General features: G+C 66.4%; 14 protein-coding genes. 5 read left to right on the plus strand and 9 right to left on the minus strand.

Annotation, left to right across the window (positions count from 1 at the left end; genetic code table 11):
• Nucleotides 1-166: 166 nt before the first annotated feature.
• Nucleotides 167-628 carry a hypothetical protein gene (locus RIT73_RS05345; protein WP_309131021.1) on the plus strand — a complete coding sequence of 154 codons (462 nt, stop codon included), beginning with the start codon at nt 167-169 and terminating at the stop codon, nt 626-628.
• Between the two features lie 354 nt (nt 629-982).
• On the opposite strand, the gene RIT73_RS05350 is transcribed toward RIT73_RS05345, so the two are convergent.
• The 7 genes from RIT73_RS05350 to RIT73_RS05380 all read right to left on the minus strand — a co-directional run bounded on the left by RIT73_RS05350 (nt 983) and on the right by RIT73_RS05380 (nt 10,539).
• A complete protein-coding gene (locus tag RIT73_RS05350; RefSeq protein ID WP_309131022.1) occupies nt 983-2,065 on the minus strand; it encodes a biotin/lipoate A/B protein ligase family protein in 1,083 nt (360 codons plus the stop codon).
• A gap of 46 nt (nt 2,066-2,111) precedes the next feature.
• On the minus strand, nt 2,112-4,367 hold the full coding sequence (locus tag RIT73_RS05355; protein WP_309131023.1) for a prolyl oligopeptidase family serine peptidase: 2,256 nt from the start codon (nt 4,365-4,367) through the stop codon (nt 2,112-2,114).
• An 82-nt stretch (nt 4,368-4,449) separates the two neighbouring features.
• A complete protein-coding gene (locus RIT73_RS05360) occupies nt 4,450-5,121 on the minus strand; it encodes a hypothetical protein (RefSeq protein WP_309131024.1) in 672 nt (223 codons plus the stop codon).
• Between the two features lie 43 nt (nt 5,122-5,164).
• Nucleotides 5,165-6,577, minus strand: coding sequence for a DUF222 domain-containing protein (locus tag RIT73_RS05365; RefSeq protein WP_309131025.1), 1,413 nt, complete (start codon nt 6,575-6,577; stop codon nt 5,165-5,167).
• Nucleotides 6,578-6,646: 69 nt separating this feature from the next.
• Nucleotides 6,647-8,101, minus strand: coding sequence for an MFS transporter (locus RIT73_RS05370; RefSeq protein WP_309131026.1), 1,455 nt, complete (start codon nt 8,099-8,101; stop codon nt 6,647-6,649).
• 156 nt (nt 8,102-8,257) lie between these two features.
• Nucleotides 8,258-9,349: a branched-chain amino acid aminotransferase gene (locus tag RIT73_RS05375; RefSeq protein WP_309131027.1), complete on the minus strand. Its 1,092-nt coding sequence runs from the start codon at nt 9,347-9,349 to the stop codon at nt 8,258-8,260.
• Nucleotides 9,350-9,501: 152 nt separating this feature from the next.
• On the minus strand, nt 9,502-10,539 hold the full coding sequence (locus RIT73_RS05380) for a 3-isopropylmalate dehydrogenase (protein ID WP_309131028.1): 1,038 nt from the start codon (nt 10,537-10,539) through the stop codon (nt 9,502-9,504).
• Nucleotides 10,540-10,798: 259 nt separating this feature from the next.
• On the opposite strand from RIT73_RS05380, the gene RIT73_RS05385 reads away from it, so the two are divergent.
• From RIT73_RS05385 to RIT73_RS05400, 4 genes are all read left to right on the plus strand, one after another.
• Nucleotides 10,799-11,461 carry a sigma-70 family RNA polymerase sigma factor gene (locus RIT73_RS05385; RefSeq protein WP_309131029.1) on the plus strand — a complete coding sequence of 221 codons (663 nt, stop codon included), beginning with the start codon at nt 10,799-10,801 and terminating at the stop codon, nt 11,459-11,461.
• Entirely contained in the window at nt 11,458-12,393 is a 936-nt protein-coding gene (locus tag RIT73_RS05390) for a zf-HC2 domain-containing protein (RefSeq protein WP_309131030.1), read from the plus strand. Before RIT73_RS05385 ends, RIT73_RS05390 begins: the two co-directional genes overlap by 4 nt.
• Before the next feature lie 208 nt (nt 12,394-12,601).
• Nucleotides 12,602-13,147, plus strand: a complete 546-nt coding sequence (locus RIT73_RS05395; protein WP_309131031.1) for a hypothetical protein — start codon at nt 12,602-12,604, stop codon at nt 13,145-13,147.
• Between the two features lie 151 nt (nt 13,148-13,298).
• Nucleotides 13,299-14,150, plus strand: a complete 852-nt coding sequence (locus RIT73_RS05400; RefSeq protein ID WP_309131032.1) for a CoA ester lyase — start codon at nt 13,299-13,301, stop codon at nt 14,148-14,150.
• Nucleotides 14,151-14,222: 72 nt separating this feature from the next.
• On the opposite strand, the gene serA is transcribed toward RIT73_RS05400, so the two are convergent.
• A complete protein-coding gene (gene serA, locus RIT73_RS05405; RefSeq protein ID WP_309131037.1) occupies nt 14,223-15,815 on the minus strand; it encodes a phosphoglycerate dehydrogenase in 1,593 nt (530 codons plus the stop codon).
• A 182-nt stretch (nt 15,816-15,997) separates the two neighbouring features.
• Nucleotides 15,998-17,290: a GNAT family N-acetyltransferase gene (locus tag RIT73_RS05410; RefSeq protein ID WP_309131033.1), complete on the minus strand. Its 1,293-nt coding sequence runs from the start codon at nt 17,288-17,290 to the stop codon at nt 15,998-16,000.
• Nucleotides 17,291-17,514 lie beyond the last annotated feature (224 nt).

Below are 17,514 nucleotides of genomic sequence, written 5' to 3' on the forward strand. Positions count from 1 at the left end.
CTAGCTCAAGGGACGGATTCGATTCCCAATCCTACAGTTCGGTGACGGTCGGAGACGGTCTATAAGAGATCTCAAGCGAGCTGCCGCAGGAAAGGTCATGCGGACGTGCTGGTGAGAGCGCTTACGATGGGAGCAGCAACCCCGTCCTGCCCCGAAGGATACCCCGATGCGTCAGCACCGACGACCCCCAACGAGCAAGCCTGCAGTGGTGGCCGGGTGCTTGTGCCTATTGATCTCAGCTGCTGCTTACGTCGCGGCGTTCATACGGCTTGCCTCGTTCCTCGATGGCGAAGGGGAGGTGGTGCCGACCATGACGGCGGCGATTCTGCTCTGCATTGCGGCGGTGGGAACCGGTTTCCTCGGATCCTGGCTGCTCGTCGAGCATTGGCTGGCAGTGATTGTGGGAGCAGTTCACCTTCTCGCTGCTGGACCGTCATTGGTGGGTTCCGTCCTAGATCTCACGGACTATCTCTCGGCCACCGGCTATGCCGGCTTCGGTGCCCTACTCATCATCATGGTGGGCAATCCGCTACTCATGATCGGCGCATGCATCGCAATGGTCGTTGCCGTCGGGGGACTCGTTTACGTTTCTCGGAATCGTCAGTACGCCGAATCTGAAATAGCGTAATACTGATCAGCACACCCGGAATCACAAGGAATTGAGATTCAACGCGATGTTCGGGCCTGTCGATGAGCGAGATACCCGCATCGAAAATGTGGTTGAGACATTCAGAGTGGCGTTGTGGTGGGGTGACCCTGACGACGAGGAGGATCTGACCACAGTGGAGGTGCTCGAGAGCACGACCGCGACCCTCGATGAGACTCTCGATTGGGCCAGGAGAGCACAAGCGCAAAATCCTCGGCTGGTTGAGATCTTCGCAGTCAGGGCGAGCGCAAGGAAAGCTGGTTCATCGCGGCCTACCGCAGTGACCGTGCCGGCGGCTACGGTTCCGCTCCTTTGGATGTAATGACGCCTTAGACCTCACGGCACCCGGTGCGTCCACTTCTCGGTGCCGAACTTCTCGGCCACGAGCGCACGCGCCTTCTCGAGCTCCGCCTGGGTGTATGTGTCCTCGTGGGCTCCGTACCGGGCTCTGAACGTGTCGGCCATGACGTCGATGATGGACTCGCGGGCCTCTCCGGTCTGGCTGCGCAGCGGGTCGACGCGCTTCTTCGCGCTGGCGACTCCCTTGTCGGAGATCTTCGCCTCACCGATCCGCAGGACTTCGACCATTTTGTCGGCGTCGATGTCGTAGCTCATGGTCGCGTGATGAAGCAGCGTGCCGTCCTTCAGCCGTTTCTGCGCTGCTCCCCCGATCTTGCCGCCGGTCGAGGAGATGTCATTGATCGGCTTGTAGAAGGCTTCGACGCCGAGGCTCTTCAGCGCTGCCAGCACCCACTGGTCGAGGAAGACGTACGACTCCTCGTAGTCGAGTCCGGCGACGAGGGATGCCGGAACGAACATCGAGTAGGTGATGCAGTTGCCGCCCTCCATGAACATCGCGCCACCGCCGGAGATCCGACGCACGACCTTCACCCCGTGCTTCTCGATGCCTTCTGGGCGCAATTCGTTGACGTAGGACTGGAATGCGCCGATGACGGTGGCGGTGTCCTCCCATTCCCAGAAGCGCAGAGTCGGCTTGCGTCGGCCCGCCGCGACCTCGCCCAGCAGCACCTCGTCGAGGGCGACGTTCATCTCCGTCGGCAGCACCTCGCCGCGGATGACCTGCCACTCGAAGTCGGTGAAGTTCGCAGCCGATCCCAGGGCGCGGCGCACGACCGTGGCGATGTCGGCGGTGGAGAACCCGTGCATCGCCAGCTCGGTGCCGTAGCCGGCCAGAGCCTCGTCGATTCGCGACCGCAGGGTGGCGTTGTCTGCGGTCACCTTGGCGCCGACCAGCGCCGGAGCCAGATCGAAGTACGCCTCTTCGGGTTCGAGGAAGAAGTCGCCGGAGATCTTCACCCCGATGATGACCTTTCCGTCGGTCTCGACGTCGGCGACGACGAGCTTTCCGCCGATGACCTTGTACTCGGCGTGGAAGTGCTGGAGAGGTTCGTTCGTCATGGTCACCACGCTACGCCTCGGCGAGGTTCTGCCGCCATGATCCTGCTCACTCCCCGGTCAGCGCGTTCCACAGGAACCGGTAGCTCAGCGCTCGTGTGTAAGCGGCCTGACGATTGTCCGAGGCGGCCGAGTGACCACCTTCCGTGTCCTCGTAGAACCACACGTTCTCCGCCCCCATGCTCTGCATCCGCGCCGCCATCTTGCGGGCCTGCACCGGGCCGACGCGATCGTCGGAGGTTGCGGTCCAGAACAGGACCGGCGGATACTGCTTCCCCTCCTCGAGCAGGTGATAGGGCGAGAAGGTGCGGATGAACTCCCAGTCCTCGGGATCATCCGGGTCACCGTATTCGGCCTTCCACGAGTACCCGGCGCTCAGCTTCGTGTAGCGGCGCATATCGAGCAGCGGCACTCCGCCGGAGATCGCGCCGAACAGCTCGGGGTGCTGGGTGAGCATGTTCCCCACCAGCAGCCCGCCGTTCGACCCTCCTGCGCAGGCCAGGCGTGCGGGACTCGTGACCCCGCGTGCGATGAGGTCGCGGGCCACTGCCGCGAAGTCCTCGTAGGCTCGGGGCCGGTTCTCCCGCATCGCCGAGGTGTGCCATTCCGGGCCGTACTCTCCGCCGCCCCGGATGTTGGCGAGCACCCAGACCCCACGGCGGCGGGTCATGGTCTCACGCCCCAGCCAGCCGAGCCCGATGATCGGCGAGTACACCGGTGTTCTGCTGACCTCGAACCCGCCGTAGCCTTCGAGCAGGGTGGGGTTGTCGCCGTCGAGCTCGAGATCGTCGGCCGCGATCTGGAAGTAGGGGACCTTGGTTCCGTCCGCACTCGTCGCGAAGTGCTGTTCGACCGTGAACCCGTCGGCCGGGAACAGGGAGGGCGCGGTCTTGATCACCTCGACGCGGCTCCTGCCGGTCGCGCATTCGTCGCGTGTGCTCGGTCCCGGGGTGCCTGTGCCTTCGCCGCGTGCGCTCGAGCCGGGGTCCTCCCCACCTCGGGGGTCGGGGTCGTCCAAGCTGCCGTAGGAGAGAGTCGAGGGGGTGAGGAAGCCGGTCGTGATCAGCCAGAAGTCGTTGGCGGCAGCGTCATCGTCCTTGTCGACGGCTCCGAGGCCGACCATGTGGTTGCCGGGCACTCCCGGCAGCTCAGTCGCAGCGAACCCGTCGCGCGGGTCGAGGACTCGCAGCTCCGATTGGACATCGCGCAGCAGTTCGAGAACGAGGAAGTCTCGGGTCCAGGTGAACGACTGCAAGGACGTGTGCGAATCCGGAGAGAAGATCACCTTCGGAGAGATGCTGCCGGCCCTCACCTCGGCGACATCGGCCACCGCCAAGCCGCCGGCGGGGACGACGAAGCCCTCTCCCGTCCACTCGGATTGAGGGCGGAAGAGGACGAAGTCCTTCTCGAATCCGACTTCGACGTCCGTCGGAACGTCGACTGCCGTCCATGCGCCTTCCCACGCCGAGGTGGTCGTCGGGATCGCGCCGTCACTGTCCCTGACGCCGTCAAGGTCGACGAAGCTCAAACGGGAGTTGAAGAAATCGAGGGCATCGATGACGAACGCGCGGTCGGTGCCCGAGGCGGATGCGACGTCGCTGCCAACGAAGATGGCGACGTGGTCGCGGGGCACCTCGGCGACGACCGGAGCGTCGCTGAGTGCCTCCCCACGTCGCAGCACTCGCGCCTGCCGCGGGTAGGACGAGGTCGTCAGTGAGTCGGCGTCGGTTTCGGTGGCGACGATGATCGTGTCGTCGTCGAGCCAGGCGAACCGTGACTTGGCCGCGGGCAGGTCGAAGCCGTCGGCGACGAACGAACTGGTCAGCAGGTCGTATTCACGCACCCGGTGAGCGTCGCCGCCATCGGGTGAGAGGGAGACGAGAGCGCGGGCGTGATCGGAGCGGCGCACCGAGGCCCCGGCCCAGACCCATGGAGTCGACTCCTCATCGGCGAGTGCGTCGAGGTCGAGCAGCACCTCCCAGTCGGGAGTGTCGGTGATGTAGCTGTCCCAGACGGTGCGTCGCCACATCCCTTTGGGGTGGTCACGGTCGCGCCAGAAGTTGTAGTAGCGGTCTCCGCGTTTGGCGACCATCGGGATCCGGTCATCAGAGTCCAGAGCGGCTCGGATGTCACGGGCCATGGTGTCGAACTCGTCGTCCTGGAACCGGGCGGCCGTCTTCGCGTTCTGCTCCTTGACCCAGGCGATCTGCTCGTCGCCGTGGATGTCCTCGAGCCAGAGGTTCTCGTCGTGTGGTTCCCGGGTGAGGGAGGCGGTATCGGGGGTGAGTGGGGATTCCTTGCGCATATCGCCAGTCTAATGACGAATGGCACCGCTCAATGCGGGATGGTTTCAGCCCCGCCGGCGCGGGTAGGTGGAGCTGTACCGCTCACCTCGGCGGGCGGTACATCACCAGCCCGGGTTCGCCGTTCGGCGCCACAGGGCCATGGCCGATCGCGGTGAAGCCGAGGCTGTCGTAGAGTCGCCGGGCCGGACTGTCGATGTCATCGGTCTGCAGCCAGCACCCGTATCCGACGATTCCGCCCAGCCACGTCTCCAGTGTCCGACGACCGATCCCCCGTTGACGGAGCTGCGGATCGCGGGCGAGCAGGCTGAGCGTGTAGGTCCATTCGATCGTCGGCGCTGACTCTCCGAGCCTGTGCCGCAGCTCGGTGGCCCAGGGATTGGTCTGCTCAGCCCAGGACCAGAAGTGTCCGTAGGCGAAGGACGTCAGCCGACCTTCATGTCGGGAGAACGCGGTGAGCACCTGTCCTGCGCTCACCGCCGCGCCATAGATGCTCGCGAACCAGGCGGCGAACAGCGGATCCTCGCTCAGCGGAGGTTCCGCCGAGGCGGCCGCGTAGAGATTCTCGACTTCCGCGGGGAGCGGCAGCACTGGCGCCAACTCCGACGGCAGCTTCGCTTCCGCTGACGGCACCGCCTCTGATGACGACACCGGTGTCCAGGGCTGGCCGAACCGGCCGGGGACGCCCCAGACCAGTTCCACTCGCACTCGAGCGTCTGGGGCGTCAACGTCGGTGGCCGCAGGTCGGTCATTCATAAAGACAATCCTAACGACGCGCGCGGGGCGCATTCGCCAGGCATCAGGCGGCCGCCAGATAGTCCAACAGGCGCGTGCGGAAGAGCTCCTCGACGGCACTGGGAGGAGGTCCGTGGGTCTGCGGGTCGACGCTGCCCGGCGGCCCGTTGCTCTCTGGCGGACCGTTATCTTCTGCAGGTTCGTTCTGCCCCGGCGACCTCGCAGCGCCGGTCGACATCTGCGTGATCAACGGACCGGTGCGGACTTCGTACCTGTGTCCGGTCGGCGTCGTCACCACCAGCTTCTCCGGAGCGGCTTCATGCTTCCAGCCGCGCCGCTCTTTGGCATAGTTGCATGCGGCGCACAAGGCGGAAGCATTGCTCCAGGTCGTGGACCCGCCAGCGGCCGTCGACAGAGCATGGTCGATATGGCTGATCGGGGCGTCGCACCAAGGTGTCCGGCACACGCCATCGCGAATCACGATCATGCGTCGCAGCAGACCTGCGAACTCACGTCGCCGTGAGTCCATCGCCACCAGCTGTCCGTCCGACGGCCGCGTGTACAGGCGACGGAGGAACACCGTGGCGTCGTTCTCGGCGATGAACCTGCGTGCCGCACCGGCGGGAATCGGCCCGAACCCGGGCAGCCATGCCGAGGCATCGTCCCCATCGATGAGGCTCTCGCTGTTCATGATCAGGTGAAGCTCGGTCGGAACAGCATCCGCAGACTCCTGGCCCGTCGCTCTTTCGACCAGGAGATCGGCCATCAGCTGACCCCGATTGCGGCCACCGGAAGCGCCGGTGACGATCATCGACTGCGCGGATTTCGACAGGTTCGCATACACAGTGACCGCCTGCGGCAGCGGCAGCAGAGCAGTCAGGTAGGCCATGTTCCCCGGGGCGGGACGCACAGAGACCGCGCGTTCTTCGGTGCACTTGTCAAGGTGCTCGACCGCAGCAGCCTGGTCGAGCTGCTGCGCGAGGGCTCTGACCTCGCAGCCGAGTTGCCTCGTGCCCACCTCGCCGAGGCGTTGGGCCATTCGCTCATCGACCTGCCGGCGCTTGTCCCTGGGCAGCCACTCGACTTCTCTGGCGACGACCTGCGCCTTCTCCTCGGATATGACACCTGACTTCAGAGCCGCATAGGTGCAGGGCAGGTCCACGAGCAGGGTACGCGCGAAGCCCAGGAGCGCACTCCCGCGTGCCCGCGACACCTTCCGCGCCAATCCGATCTCGGCGCCGATTCCTGCTCCCTGTCGGCTCGTGGGCATCCCCTCTTCTGCCTCCCGGTTGCGGCGACGCATGTCGAAGGTCAGGGTCTCCCGTGCTTGGGCAGCCGCGCATGCCGCCGAAAGCTCCTCGAGTGCCGTGATCCGGTCGATGGCCTCATCCTCGGTCAGTGCCGGAGGCAGCGAGGACAGCTCTTCCCGCCACCGAGTGATCTCGGCGAGGGGGTGAGAAACCGTCTTCGGATCCATGACAATCACTCTAGACGTCGACACTGACACGACATGCGGAGCCGACACGACCAGGCGCTCAGCAGCTGCTCAGGCCAGCTTCTCTCCGGCGGTCTCCCGCGTGAGAAGGGCCATCAGCGTCACCGCCACGATCACGAGCAGTCCCGTGAGGACGAAGGTCACAGTCAATCCGAGCACCGGCCACATGAATGCGCCGAAGACGAGCGGAGCGATGCCGGTCGCCACCCGCGATGCCGCCGAGGCCCAGCCGAAACCGGAGCCGCGCAGCCGGGTCGGGTACAGCTCGGAGACATAGGTGTAGAGAGTCGGGATCGCGATCTGAACGACCAGTCCGAAGGCGATGATGCTGATCCGAGCGGCCCAACTCAGCTCGGCGCCGGAGGCCTCGATGAACACGGCGACGCCGACGAGAAGAACACCGGAGAGCAGCGCCGAGACGCCGAGGACCCACTTGCGACCGAAGCGTTCGACCACGAGAGCCGAGACCACCACGCCGAGGATGCCGACGGCCGTCATCGACCCGGTGACCAGGAATGCGGCCTGATCGCCCATGCCCTGCTTCTTGAGGATCCCCGGCAGCCAGATCAGGGCGGCGTAATAGACGAGCAGCACCGACACGAACAGAGCCCAGGAGACGAGAGTCGTTCTGGCCGAGTGCCGCCACAGCTGCACCAACTGTCCGCTCCCGGCGCGCAGCTGAGCGTTCGCCGAGGTGGCCGCCGCATCGGTCGCCTCCGCCGAGGTGGTCCCCGCCGCCGATTCCCTCGCCCCGGCCTGCGACTCCTCGTCGGCGGCCGCTGCAGGCAGATCATGGGTCCAGGTGTCCACCTCGGCGCCGGTGCGCTCAACGAGCTTCGCAATCACGGCGTCGGCCTCGGCATACCTGCCCACGGACGCGAGGTAGAGCGGTGACTCGGGGATGCCGAACCGCACGGCGACGGTGAGCAGAGCCGGGACGATCATGACGAGCATGATCAGGCGCCAGTCCCCCACTCCGAGCAGCCAGGCGGAGACGAAGGCGCACAGCGAGGCGCCGATGGGCCACCAGCCGTCCATGGCGGTGAGCACGCGGCCCCGGTGCCTGCTCGGTGTGAACTCACCGACCAGCGCGTAGTCGACGGGTATGCACCCGCCGAGACCGAACCCGGCGAGGAACCGGAACACGATGAACCACGCGAAGTCCGGCGAGAATGCGCCGGCCACGGTGAAGACCGAGAAGACGAGGAGGGTGAGGGTGAATGCCTTCTTGCGCCCGACGACGTCGGCGATGCCTCCCCAGATGAACGCGCCCAACGCCATGCCGATGAGGTTGGCGGTCGCGATCCACGCCGCCTGCCCGACGGACAGATCCCAGTAGTCGCTCAGCAGCGGGATGAGGAACCCGTTGAGGGCGACGTCCCAGGCATCGAACATGAACCCGAGTCCGCCGATGAGGAAGATGGCTCCCTGGGTGTTCCATTTCCACGGAAGGTTGGCGAGAACCTCTGAAGCTGTCGGCGTGGTTGCCGCGGTCGTAGTAGGCACGCGTCCACTTTACCGCATTTAGCGCAGTTACGCGCAAAATGGGCGCCGGACGGCGCGCGGCACGGGCCGGGGTCGACGGTCCGAAAGACCGTCGACCCCGGAAGCTTCGAACGACCGACCAGCCCCGAAGCCGTCGTCGGCTTCCGAGCTCGGGTCTCAGGCCAGGCGGACCAGCCAGTTGTTCGTGTCCTCGACGCGACCGTACTGGATGTCGAGGAGCGTCTTGCGGAATTCCATCGCCTTCTCGCCCGGCTCGTCGCCATGATCGATCGTGAAGTCAGGGCTGACGATCCGCCCGATCGGAGTGATCACGGCCGCCGTGCCGCAGGCGAACGCCTCGACGATGTCACCGTTGGCCGCGCCTTCGCGCCATTCGTCGATCGTGATGCGACGCTCCTCCGGCTCGAGCCCCAACTGCGGGGCCAGGTCGAGCAGCGAGCGGCGGGTGACGCCGTCGAGGATCGAGTCGCTGAGCGCCGGGGTGAGCAGTCGGTCGTCCTTGGTCACGAGCATGAGGTTCATGCCGCCGAGCTCTTCGACGTACCTGTTCTCCTCGGCATCGGTGAACAGCACCTGCTGGCAGCCCTGCGCAGCTGCTTCGTTCTGCGCCACGAGGGAGGCGGCGTAGTTGCCGCCGCACTTGGCGAATCCGGTGCCGCCGTGGCCGGCGCGCTTGAGGTTCTGGGACAGCCAGATCGAGACCGGCTTGATGCCGCCCGGGAAGTAGGGGCCGGCCGGGCAGGCGATGACGTAGTAGTCGACTTCATGGCTCGCCCTGACTCCGAGGAACCGCTCCGAGGCGATCATGAAGGGGCGCAGGTACAGGCTCGACTCGTCGGCATCTGCTCCGGGGGTCGGCACCCACTCCTGGTCGACGGCGACCAGGGCCTTGAGTGACTCGACGAAGTCGTCTTCGGGAAGCTGCGGCAGCGCGAGTCGCTCGGCGGAGCGGTTGATGCGTGCGGCATTGCGCTCTGGCCGGAAGGTCCAGACCGAGCCGTCCGCGTGCCGGTAGGCCTTGAGGCCTTCGAAGATCTCCTGGGCGTAGTGGAAGACCGCAGCTGCGGGGTCGAGCTGCAGCGGAGCATAAGGCCGGACCTCATGGGCCTGCCAACCATCGTCGATGGTGTAGCGGACGTGCGCCATGTGGTCGGTGAAGTAGAGCCCGAAACCGGGGTTCTTCTTGATGTTCTCGCGCACCAGCTCGGGTTGCGGCTGGATGTTCTTCAGAACGGCAAACTTATGCATCAGAACTCTTTTCTCATTTGTGATGAGTGACACTTGTAGATTAAGCCATCACCCCGGCGCACCTCGCACCGGGGTGATGAGGGATCGCCGAGGTGATCGCGCCGTCCCAGCGACAGAGTGATCGACAACCCGGCGCCGAGGCGCTCGCCGCCTCAGCCCAGGCGTGCAGCGATCGCGTCGCCCACCTCGGCGGTGGTCCGCCTCTCATCGCCGCGAGCGGCCAGGTCCGCTTCGACGGCGGCCTCGATGGACTTCGCCACGACGTCGAGCCCGAGGTGGGAGGCCATGAGGGCGCCTGAGAGAATCGAGGCCGTGGGGTCGGCGATCTGCTGGCCGGCGATGTCGGGAGCCGATCCGTGGATCGGCTCGAACAGGCTCGGCGCCGTCCCTTCGACGTTGAGGTTGCCCGAGGCAGCCAGGCCTATGCCTCCGGTGACCGCTGCCGCGAGGTCGGTGAGGATGTCACCGAAGAGGTTGTCGGTGACGATGACGTCATAGCGGGACGGATCGGTGACCATGTAGATGGTGCAGGCGTCGGTGTGCTCGTAGTTGACGGCCACCTCGGGGAACTCCGTGCCGACCTTCTCGACCACGCGTCGCCACAGGTGACCGGCATGGACCATGACGTTGTGCTTGTGGACGTAGGTGAGCTTCTTGTTCCGCGCCTGCGCCCGCTCGAAGGCATCGCGGACGGCGCGCTCGACGCCGTACCAGGTGTTGACCGAGACCTCGGTCGCGACCTCGTGCACGGTGTCGGTGCGCACGGATCCGCCCATCCCCGTGTAGGACCCCTCGGTGCCTTCGCGGACGACGACGAAGTCGATCTCTCCCGGGTTCGCGAGCGGGCTGGTGATGCCGGAGAACAGCTTCGCCGGCCGCAGGTTGACGGCGTGGCCTAGACCGAAGCGCATCTTGAGGATGACGCCGCGCTCGAGGACTCCTGAGGGTACGCTCGGGTCGCCGCAGGCGCCGAAGAAGATCGCATCGTGGCTGCGCAGCGATTCGAGCTCATCGTCGGTGAGTGTTTCGCCGGTCTCGTGCCAGCGCTTGGCGCCGACCTCGTAGTCGGTGAGCGCGAGCTCCACGGGTTCGCCGGAGACCTCGATCGCTCGCTTGAGCACCTTGAGACCCTCGGGGACGACTTCCGTGCCGATTCCATCGCCGGGCATGACCGCAATTGAGAACTTCATGGTCACAGACTAGAACTCATCTCACCATGTAACCAGACCGTCTTACATAGCGGAATCTCCGTCGCTCTGAGCGAAGAGGCGTCAATGGTCATGAGCATTCTCCCATGGCCTTCGTGAGGGGCTGCCTCGTGGGAGGGTGCGCTGCGGCGGCGAAACCGCCCGCGCGGCGCGCGCCTCCCCGAGGATAATGATGACAGGGATCAGCGCTTGAGTTCGCTCAGAGTGTGAACTTTCCCGGGCCGCTCGACGTGGAGGGGACATGGAGGACGATCGGGCCGACGGCGGCCCATCGAGAACGGCAGATGTGCCACCGGTCGCTCACCCGCGCATTGACGTCAACGGCTCCCCTGCGGACGGCACCGGCTCCCCTGCAGACGGCACCGGCTCACCGGCGGACGGCGCCGGCTCACACCCGGATCCCGCCGGTCGGGCCGAGGCTTTGCGTGGTCTTCACGATCGCTATGCCGTGGTGCTGTGGCGCTACGTCGTCTCTCTCGCCCATCATCCTGCGGACGCCGATGACATTGTGCAGGAGACCCTGCTCCGGGCGTGGCGTTCTCCCGGTCTCCTCGAGGAGGACCCCGGTGAGGTCCGCGGCTGGCTCTTCACCGTCGCCCGGCACCTCGTCATCGATGCCACTCGCAGCGCCCACAGCCGGCATGAGTCCGCGAACGCCGAGGTGGACGAAGAGGTCACAGAGGACAGGGTCGAGCGGCTCTTCGACGAGATGCTGATCACCGACGCCCTGGCGAGCCTGTCCGCACACCACCGGGAGGTCATCGTGCGCTCCTTCTATGGGGGCAGCAGCACCCTTGAAATGGCGCTTGAGCTCGGCATCCCCGAAGGCACGGTCAAATCGCGGCTCCATTACGGGCTGCGAGCTCTGCGCCTGGCAGTTCAGGAACGAGGGGTGACACGATGAGCGGGCACGAGACCTTCCGCGAGTGGGACGCCGCCTACCTCCTCGGCGCACTCACGGCGAAAGACCGCCGCGCTTTCGAAAACCACCTCGAGACATGCGCACAGTGTCGCGCCTCGGTGGGAGAGCTCTCGCCCCTGCCCGGTCTCCTCGCCCGCATTCGACCGCAGTCGGATCTCACCCTTCCACCGGAGCCGGCTCCCACGGACGGCGCAGCGGCTGCCGACCGTTCCGAGCCGGCGGAGGCGGACCGCGAGGATTGGAGCGCCGAGCCGAAGCGCGATGACCTCGCCGAGGCGGACCCCCCTTCGCACCGCCCTCCGAAGCGCGGCATTCTCACACTCTCGGCGCTGGCCGCGGTCATCGTGCTCGTCCTCGCCATCGTCATCCCCACGGCGATCCTCGATCGGAACGAGGTCCCCGCGCCCACGGAGTCGTCTGCGGCAGTCGAGCCGACCGGGGCGACCAAGACGGTCACCGTGGCCCTTGCTCCGGTCGAGGACCGCGGAGCCGGCGATGTCCCTGACTACGGAGAGGGTGTCCCGGACTACAGAGAGGGCGACACCGCGGGGGGCAGCGGCACAGACCAGGCTGGGCAGATGAGCGTGAAGGTCGAACTCGAATCCGTCGCCTGGGGCACCCGCCTGAGCATCGTTTGCGAATACCCGCCCACCAGTTCCGCGCCGAACAGTTCCCCGCCCGCCGGTCATTCACCCGACAGTTTCCCGCCGAGTTCCGTGCCCGCCTACGGACTCATCCTCACCGACGACACGGGTGCTGCGCGGGAGGTCTCCACCTGGTCCGCCGTTCCGGGCAGGACCATCGACCTCACCGCCTCGACCGCCCTCGAGCTCGACGACATCTCCGAGCTGACCGTGGTCACCTCTGCGGGTGCACCTCTGCTCACCGCGACCCTGCCCCCACCCGAACGCTGAAGCACGCAGCTCCGCCCGCACCCGAACGCTGAAGCACGCAGCTCCGCCCCCACCCGAACGCTGAAGCAGTCGAAGCGGGCCTCGAAATCATTCAGCCGCGGATTGAACCCTCAGCCCAGTGGCCTCGTGGTCGAAGCAGAGGACGCACCCGGTGCGATTCCGACCATCCGCTGCCGGTGATCAGGGTGCTGGATCAGGAGGTAGGACCATGTCCATCACACGAATGGTCGGCGTCGCGGCGGCCACGCTCGCGCTGCTCTCGGCCGCGGCTTGCTCCGGCACAGGTGGTGGCGGCGACGACGGAGGCGGTCCGGGAGGGTATGGAGCCCCCGCCTCCCCGGATTCGAGCCCGGAGTCGAGCGCGGAGACGAGTGCAGATTCGAGTGCCGCGCCCACCGAGGCGACGGCGGGACTCGCCACAGCCGAGAGCGAATTCGGCACGATCGTCGTCGACGCACGGGGAATGACGATCTACCAGTTCGACAAGGACGAACCGGGCTCGGGCACGTCGACCTGCGCGGGAGAGTGCGCGCAGAAATGGCCGGCGGTCACCGGCGGAGACGCTCCGGAGCTCGACGGAATCACCGGGACAGTCGACACGATCACCGGCGTCGACGGCCAACCGCAGCTCACCCTCAACGGCTGGCCGCTGTATCACTTCGCCGGCGACACTGCCCGGGGCGACGTCAATGGCCAAGGCGTCGGAGAGGTGTGGTGGGTGCTCACCCCCGCCGGGGAGCCGATCCGAAACTGAAGCGACATGCACCTCGTCGTCGGCGCGAATACAATGGTCATGGGCGCTCGACCCCGATCGCCCACGACCGCGCCCAACCGTTTTCAGCCACCTCCGTGCTGGCGGAGGCCGACGCTGGGCCGCGACAGGAAACCGACGTGGAAGAGGACAATTGACAGAGACCATCCGCAATCAGCGAGCCGCCTCCCTGCCGGCCAAGCTGTCCCGATCCTGGCTCTTGGTCAACGCGGCGAAAGAGGAGCTGTTCGCACCGGCTCAGGCGTCGGAATCGGACTCCGTCATCTTCGACCTCGAAGCCTCCGTCGCCGAGGACAAGAAGCTCACCGCCCGCGACAACGTCGTGCGCGCCCTCGATTCCGGCATGTCGGCATGGGTGCGCATCAACAAGATGGACTCGGAGTTCTGGGACGACGACCTCAAGTCGATCGCCATGCTCCCCGGTCTGCGCGGCGTCATGCTGCCCGAGACCGAACGTCCCGAACAGGTCTCCTACACGGCGATGCGGGCGAAGGCCGGCCTCCCCGTCATCGCGCTGCTCGAGTCCGCCCGCGGAGTGGAGAACGCGACCAAGATCGCCGAGGCGCCGGGCACTTTCCGTCTCGCCTTCGGCACCAATGACTTCCGCAAGGACACCGGTTTCTCCGACGACCCGATGGCACTGGCCTATGCTCGCTCCCGCCTGACGATCGCCTCCCGCATGGGCGGCCTGCCCGGCGCGATCGACGGACCCTCCGCCGCCGACGCCACCGATGAGCAGGTCCGCAAGGACGCCGATGTCACTCACATGATGGGCATGACCGGCAAGCTCGTCCTCAACCTCGACCAGGTCAACACCCTCAACGACGCCATGTCGCCGAGCGAGGACGAACGCTCCTGGGCACGCCAGATGCTCCAGGCGGCCGAAGGCGGCTCGGAGATCACGGACGGCTCCTACCTGCCGCGTCTCACCCGTGCGAAGAAGATCGCCTCCCTGGCCGACACCTACGGACTCTGGAACGCCTGAGCCCGCCGGGACAGGACGTCGAAGCGCCCCGCACGATTTCGTGCGGGGCGCTTCGTCTGTGCAGCCTGCGAGTCAGTCTTCGCTCAGCGACACGGAGCCGAATGACGAGGCGTTGATCGCTCCGGCCACGGCCTTGAGCACCTCGTCCGGGACAGCGGAGTCGACCGCCATGACGGAGAGCGCGTCGGTGCCCTTCGCCGACCGCGAGACCTGCATGCCGGCGATGTTGACGTCGTTGGCGCCCAGCGCCTGACCCAGCTGACCGATGACGCCGGGACGATCCTCGTATCGGAAGATGAGGAGGTTGTCGGTGAGTTCGATCTCGAGGTCGAAGCCACTCACCTCGGTGAGCTTCTGCACGAGCTTCGGCCCGGTCACCGTTCCCGCCACAGAGATCTGCTGCCCCTCGGCAGTGGTCGCGGTCAGCCGCGTGATGTTGCGGAAGGATTCGCAGTAGGGGTCGGTGGTGAGCTCGACCCCGATGCCTCGCTCCTCGGCGAGCAGCGGGGCGTTGACGTAGGACACCTGATCGGACACGACGTCCTTGAACAGGCCCTTGAGGGCGGAGAGCTTGAGGACGGACACGTCCTTGTCCGCGATCTCACCGTTGACCTCGACCTTGAAATGGGTCAGCGAGGACGGGGCGAGAGCACTGACGACGCGGCCGAGGCGCTCGGCCAGCGGGATGCCCGGACGGACGTCCTCGTGGATGGCTCCACCCGCGACGTTGACGGCGTCGGGGACGAGCTCACCGGCGAGGGCCTTGCGCACGGACTTGGCCACTGCCACGCCCGCCTTCTCCTGCGCCTCGGCGGTGGACGCCCCCAGGTGCGGGGTGACATTGACGGAGTCGAGGTCCATCAGCGTCGAATGCTCGGGCGGCTCGACGTTCCAGACGTCGATGCCCGCGCCGCCGATGTGCCCGGAGGCGATCGCTTCGGCCAGTGCCTCCTCGTCGATGATCCCGCCGCGAGCGACGTTGACGAACCGGGCGCCGGGTTTCGCGATCGCGAACTCCTCGGCGCTGATCATCCCGATCGTCTCGGGGGTCTTGGGCATGTGCACGGTGACGAAGTCGGACACCGCGAGCAAGCCGGGCAGGTCCATGACCTCGACACCCATCTGCGCGGCGCGCGCCTGGGTGATGTAGGGGTCGTAGCCGACCAGGCGCATCCCGAAGGACTTCGCGCGCTCGGCGACGAGACCGCCGATGCGGCCCAGCCCGATGATGCCCAGCGTCTTCTCGTAGAGCTCCACACCGGTGTACTTCGAGCGGTTCCACTCCCCCGCCTTGAGCGAGGTGTTCCCCGCGCCGAGGTAGCGGGCAGAGGCGAGGATATGCGCCATCGTCAGCTCGGCGGCGGAGATGATGTTCGAGGTGGGTGCGTTGACGACCATGACACCCGCCGAGGTGGCGGCTGGGACGTCGACGTTGTCGAGTCCGACTCCGGCCCGGGCGATGACCTTGAGGTTCTTCGCCGCAGCAATCGCCTCGGCGTCCACTTGGGTCGCCGAACGGACCAGGATGGCGTCGGCGTCGACGATGGCTTCCAGGAGCTGGGAGCGGTCAGCACCATCGGTGTGGCGGACCTCGAAGTCGCCTCCGAGCGCGTCGAGGGTGGCCGGCGAGAGTTTTTCGGCGATGAGCACGATGGGCTTGGGCACAGATTCCTCCTGTTGGGTCTGGGACATGTCCATCTTATGAGACATCTCCCCGACCTTCTCGAAGTCTCAGATCTTGGGAATCGTCCGAGCAGTCGGACAATCGGGCTGCGGACCCCTGAGATGGCCGCGGGGTCCTAGGATGGCCCCGGGCTACCGGCGCGGCAGCGGGTTCCTCGGGTGGTTCAGAATCCGTTCGGGGCGTAGGGCAGCCGACCGAGGCTGAACATCGCGCTCGCCCGCACCGCGGATCCGGGGACGTTCTCGTCGATCCGTCCGGCCCGGGCGAGGATCACCGGATCCGCCCCGCCGAAGTAGAGGGATCCGAGTTCGGCGATGCCCATCCCCAGATCGGCCGGGGTCGACGTCGAGGCGGCCTCCACACTGGCATTCTCACCGTCAGAGGTGATGCGGAACCGTCCCCCGGTCAGCTCGAGCGGATCGTCGATGTCGATGACGAGCTCGCCCGGAACGAACCATGGCCTGGCCTCGAGCGCTGACTTGACGTCGAGGATGCGCAGCCAGATGTTGTCCTCCGTGCCCACCGTCTTCACGCGGCGGGAATCGGTGAGCAGCCAGGGCAGCGGAGAGTCCTCGGAGGACTCCTTGAAGGTGACGCGCGTCGACAGATCGATGGCGGCCAGGAATGACCACAGCGAGGCATAGGCGTCATCGGTGGCGGCGACGAAGTCGATGAGGTCGATGGTCGGCAGAGTCTTCGACTGGCCCGCGAACTTGTAGGAGACGTACCCGTCGGGTTCCCCGGCGGCGTCGAAGTGGAGGGCCGCGCGGATCCCGCGGTCGGCCTCCCCGGTCTCGGTGTCGAGGGCTCCGGTGGCCCGTTCGATATAGGTCTGCTGCCTCTCCATCGCACCCGGCGAGGTGCGCATGAAGCGGGCGTAGATATCCGGAGCCAACTCTCGGAGCACGCCCGGATCGCACATCTCGACCCGCCGGTCGGGCTCACGCAGCATCTTGAAGCCTGGAGAGGTGTCGACCTCGATCGCGTGCGACCACGATGAGACCCCGAACCCGAAGCGGGTGTAGATCCCACCCTCAGTCGCGGTCAGTGCGGCGAACGGGTATCCGGCGGCCTTCGCCTCGGCGAGGTCGCTCGTCATCAGCGATCGCAGCAGACCGCGCCTGCGGTGGGTGGGGCGCACGGTCACCCAGGTGATGAGGTGGCCGGGGACCAGCCGACCGCCGCCGACGTTGACGAGCTTCTCGAACCATGCGAAGGTCGCCACCGGCACATCGGGATCGATGGCGTGCTCGAACTCGCGCTCGGCGTAGACCGCGGTGAGGACGCGACCGTCGGCGATGGCCCGTTGGGCCCTCTTCTTCAGACTCTCCTCGGTCGACCGGGAGTCGTGGAAACCCACGCTGGTCGCGGCGAAGTACTTCGCCGTCCGCGCATCAGGCGCACCGGTGGCCTCATCGAATGCCGGGCTGAAGGTCTCAAATCTGTAGTTGGTCACGTCGTCCACAGTAGTGCACATCAACGAGGCGGCGACTTCGCCTCGAGCGGCCCACTTACCTCCGAGCGGCCCACTTACCTCCGAGCGGCCCAGCTATGCGGAAGTTGTCAACTTGTTTGAGACACTTTCGGGATATTGATGCCAGTGGGTTCGACTCGGGCAGCGATGGGACGGTGCCGGAATCGTTGTGGGTGCCGGGCCCAGGCCCGGTCCAGGTGGGCCTG

It is taken from the genome of Brevibacterium sp., from assembly GCF_031179145.1.
Classification (GTDB): domain Bacteria; phylum Actinomycetota; class Actinomycetes; order Actinomycetales; family Brevibacteriaceae; genus Brevibacterium.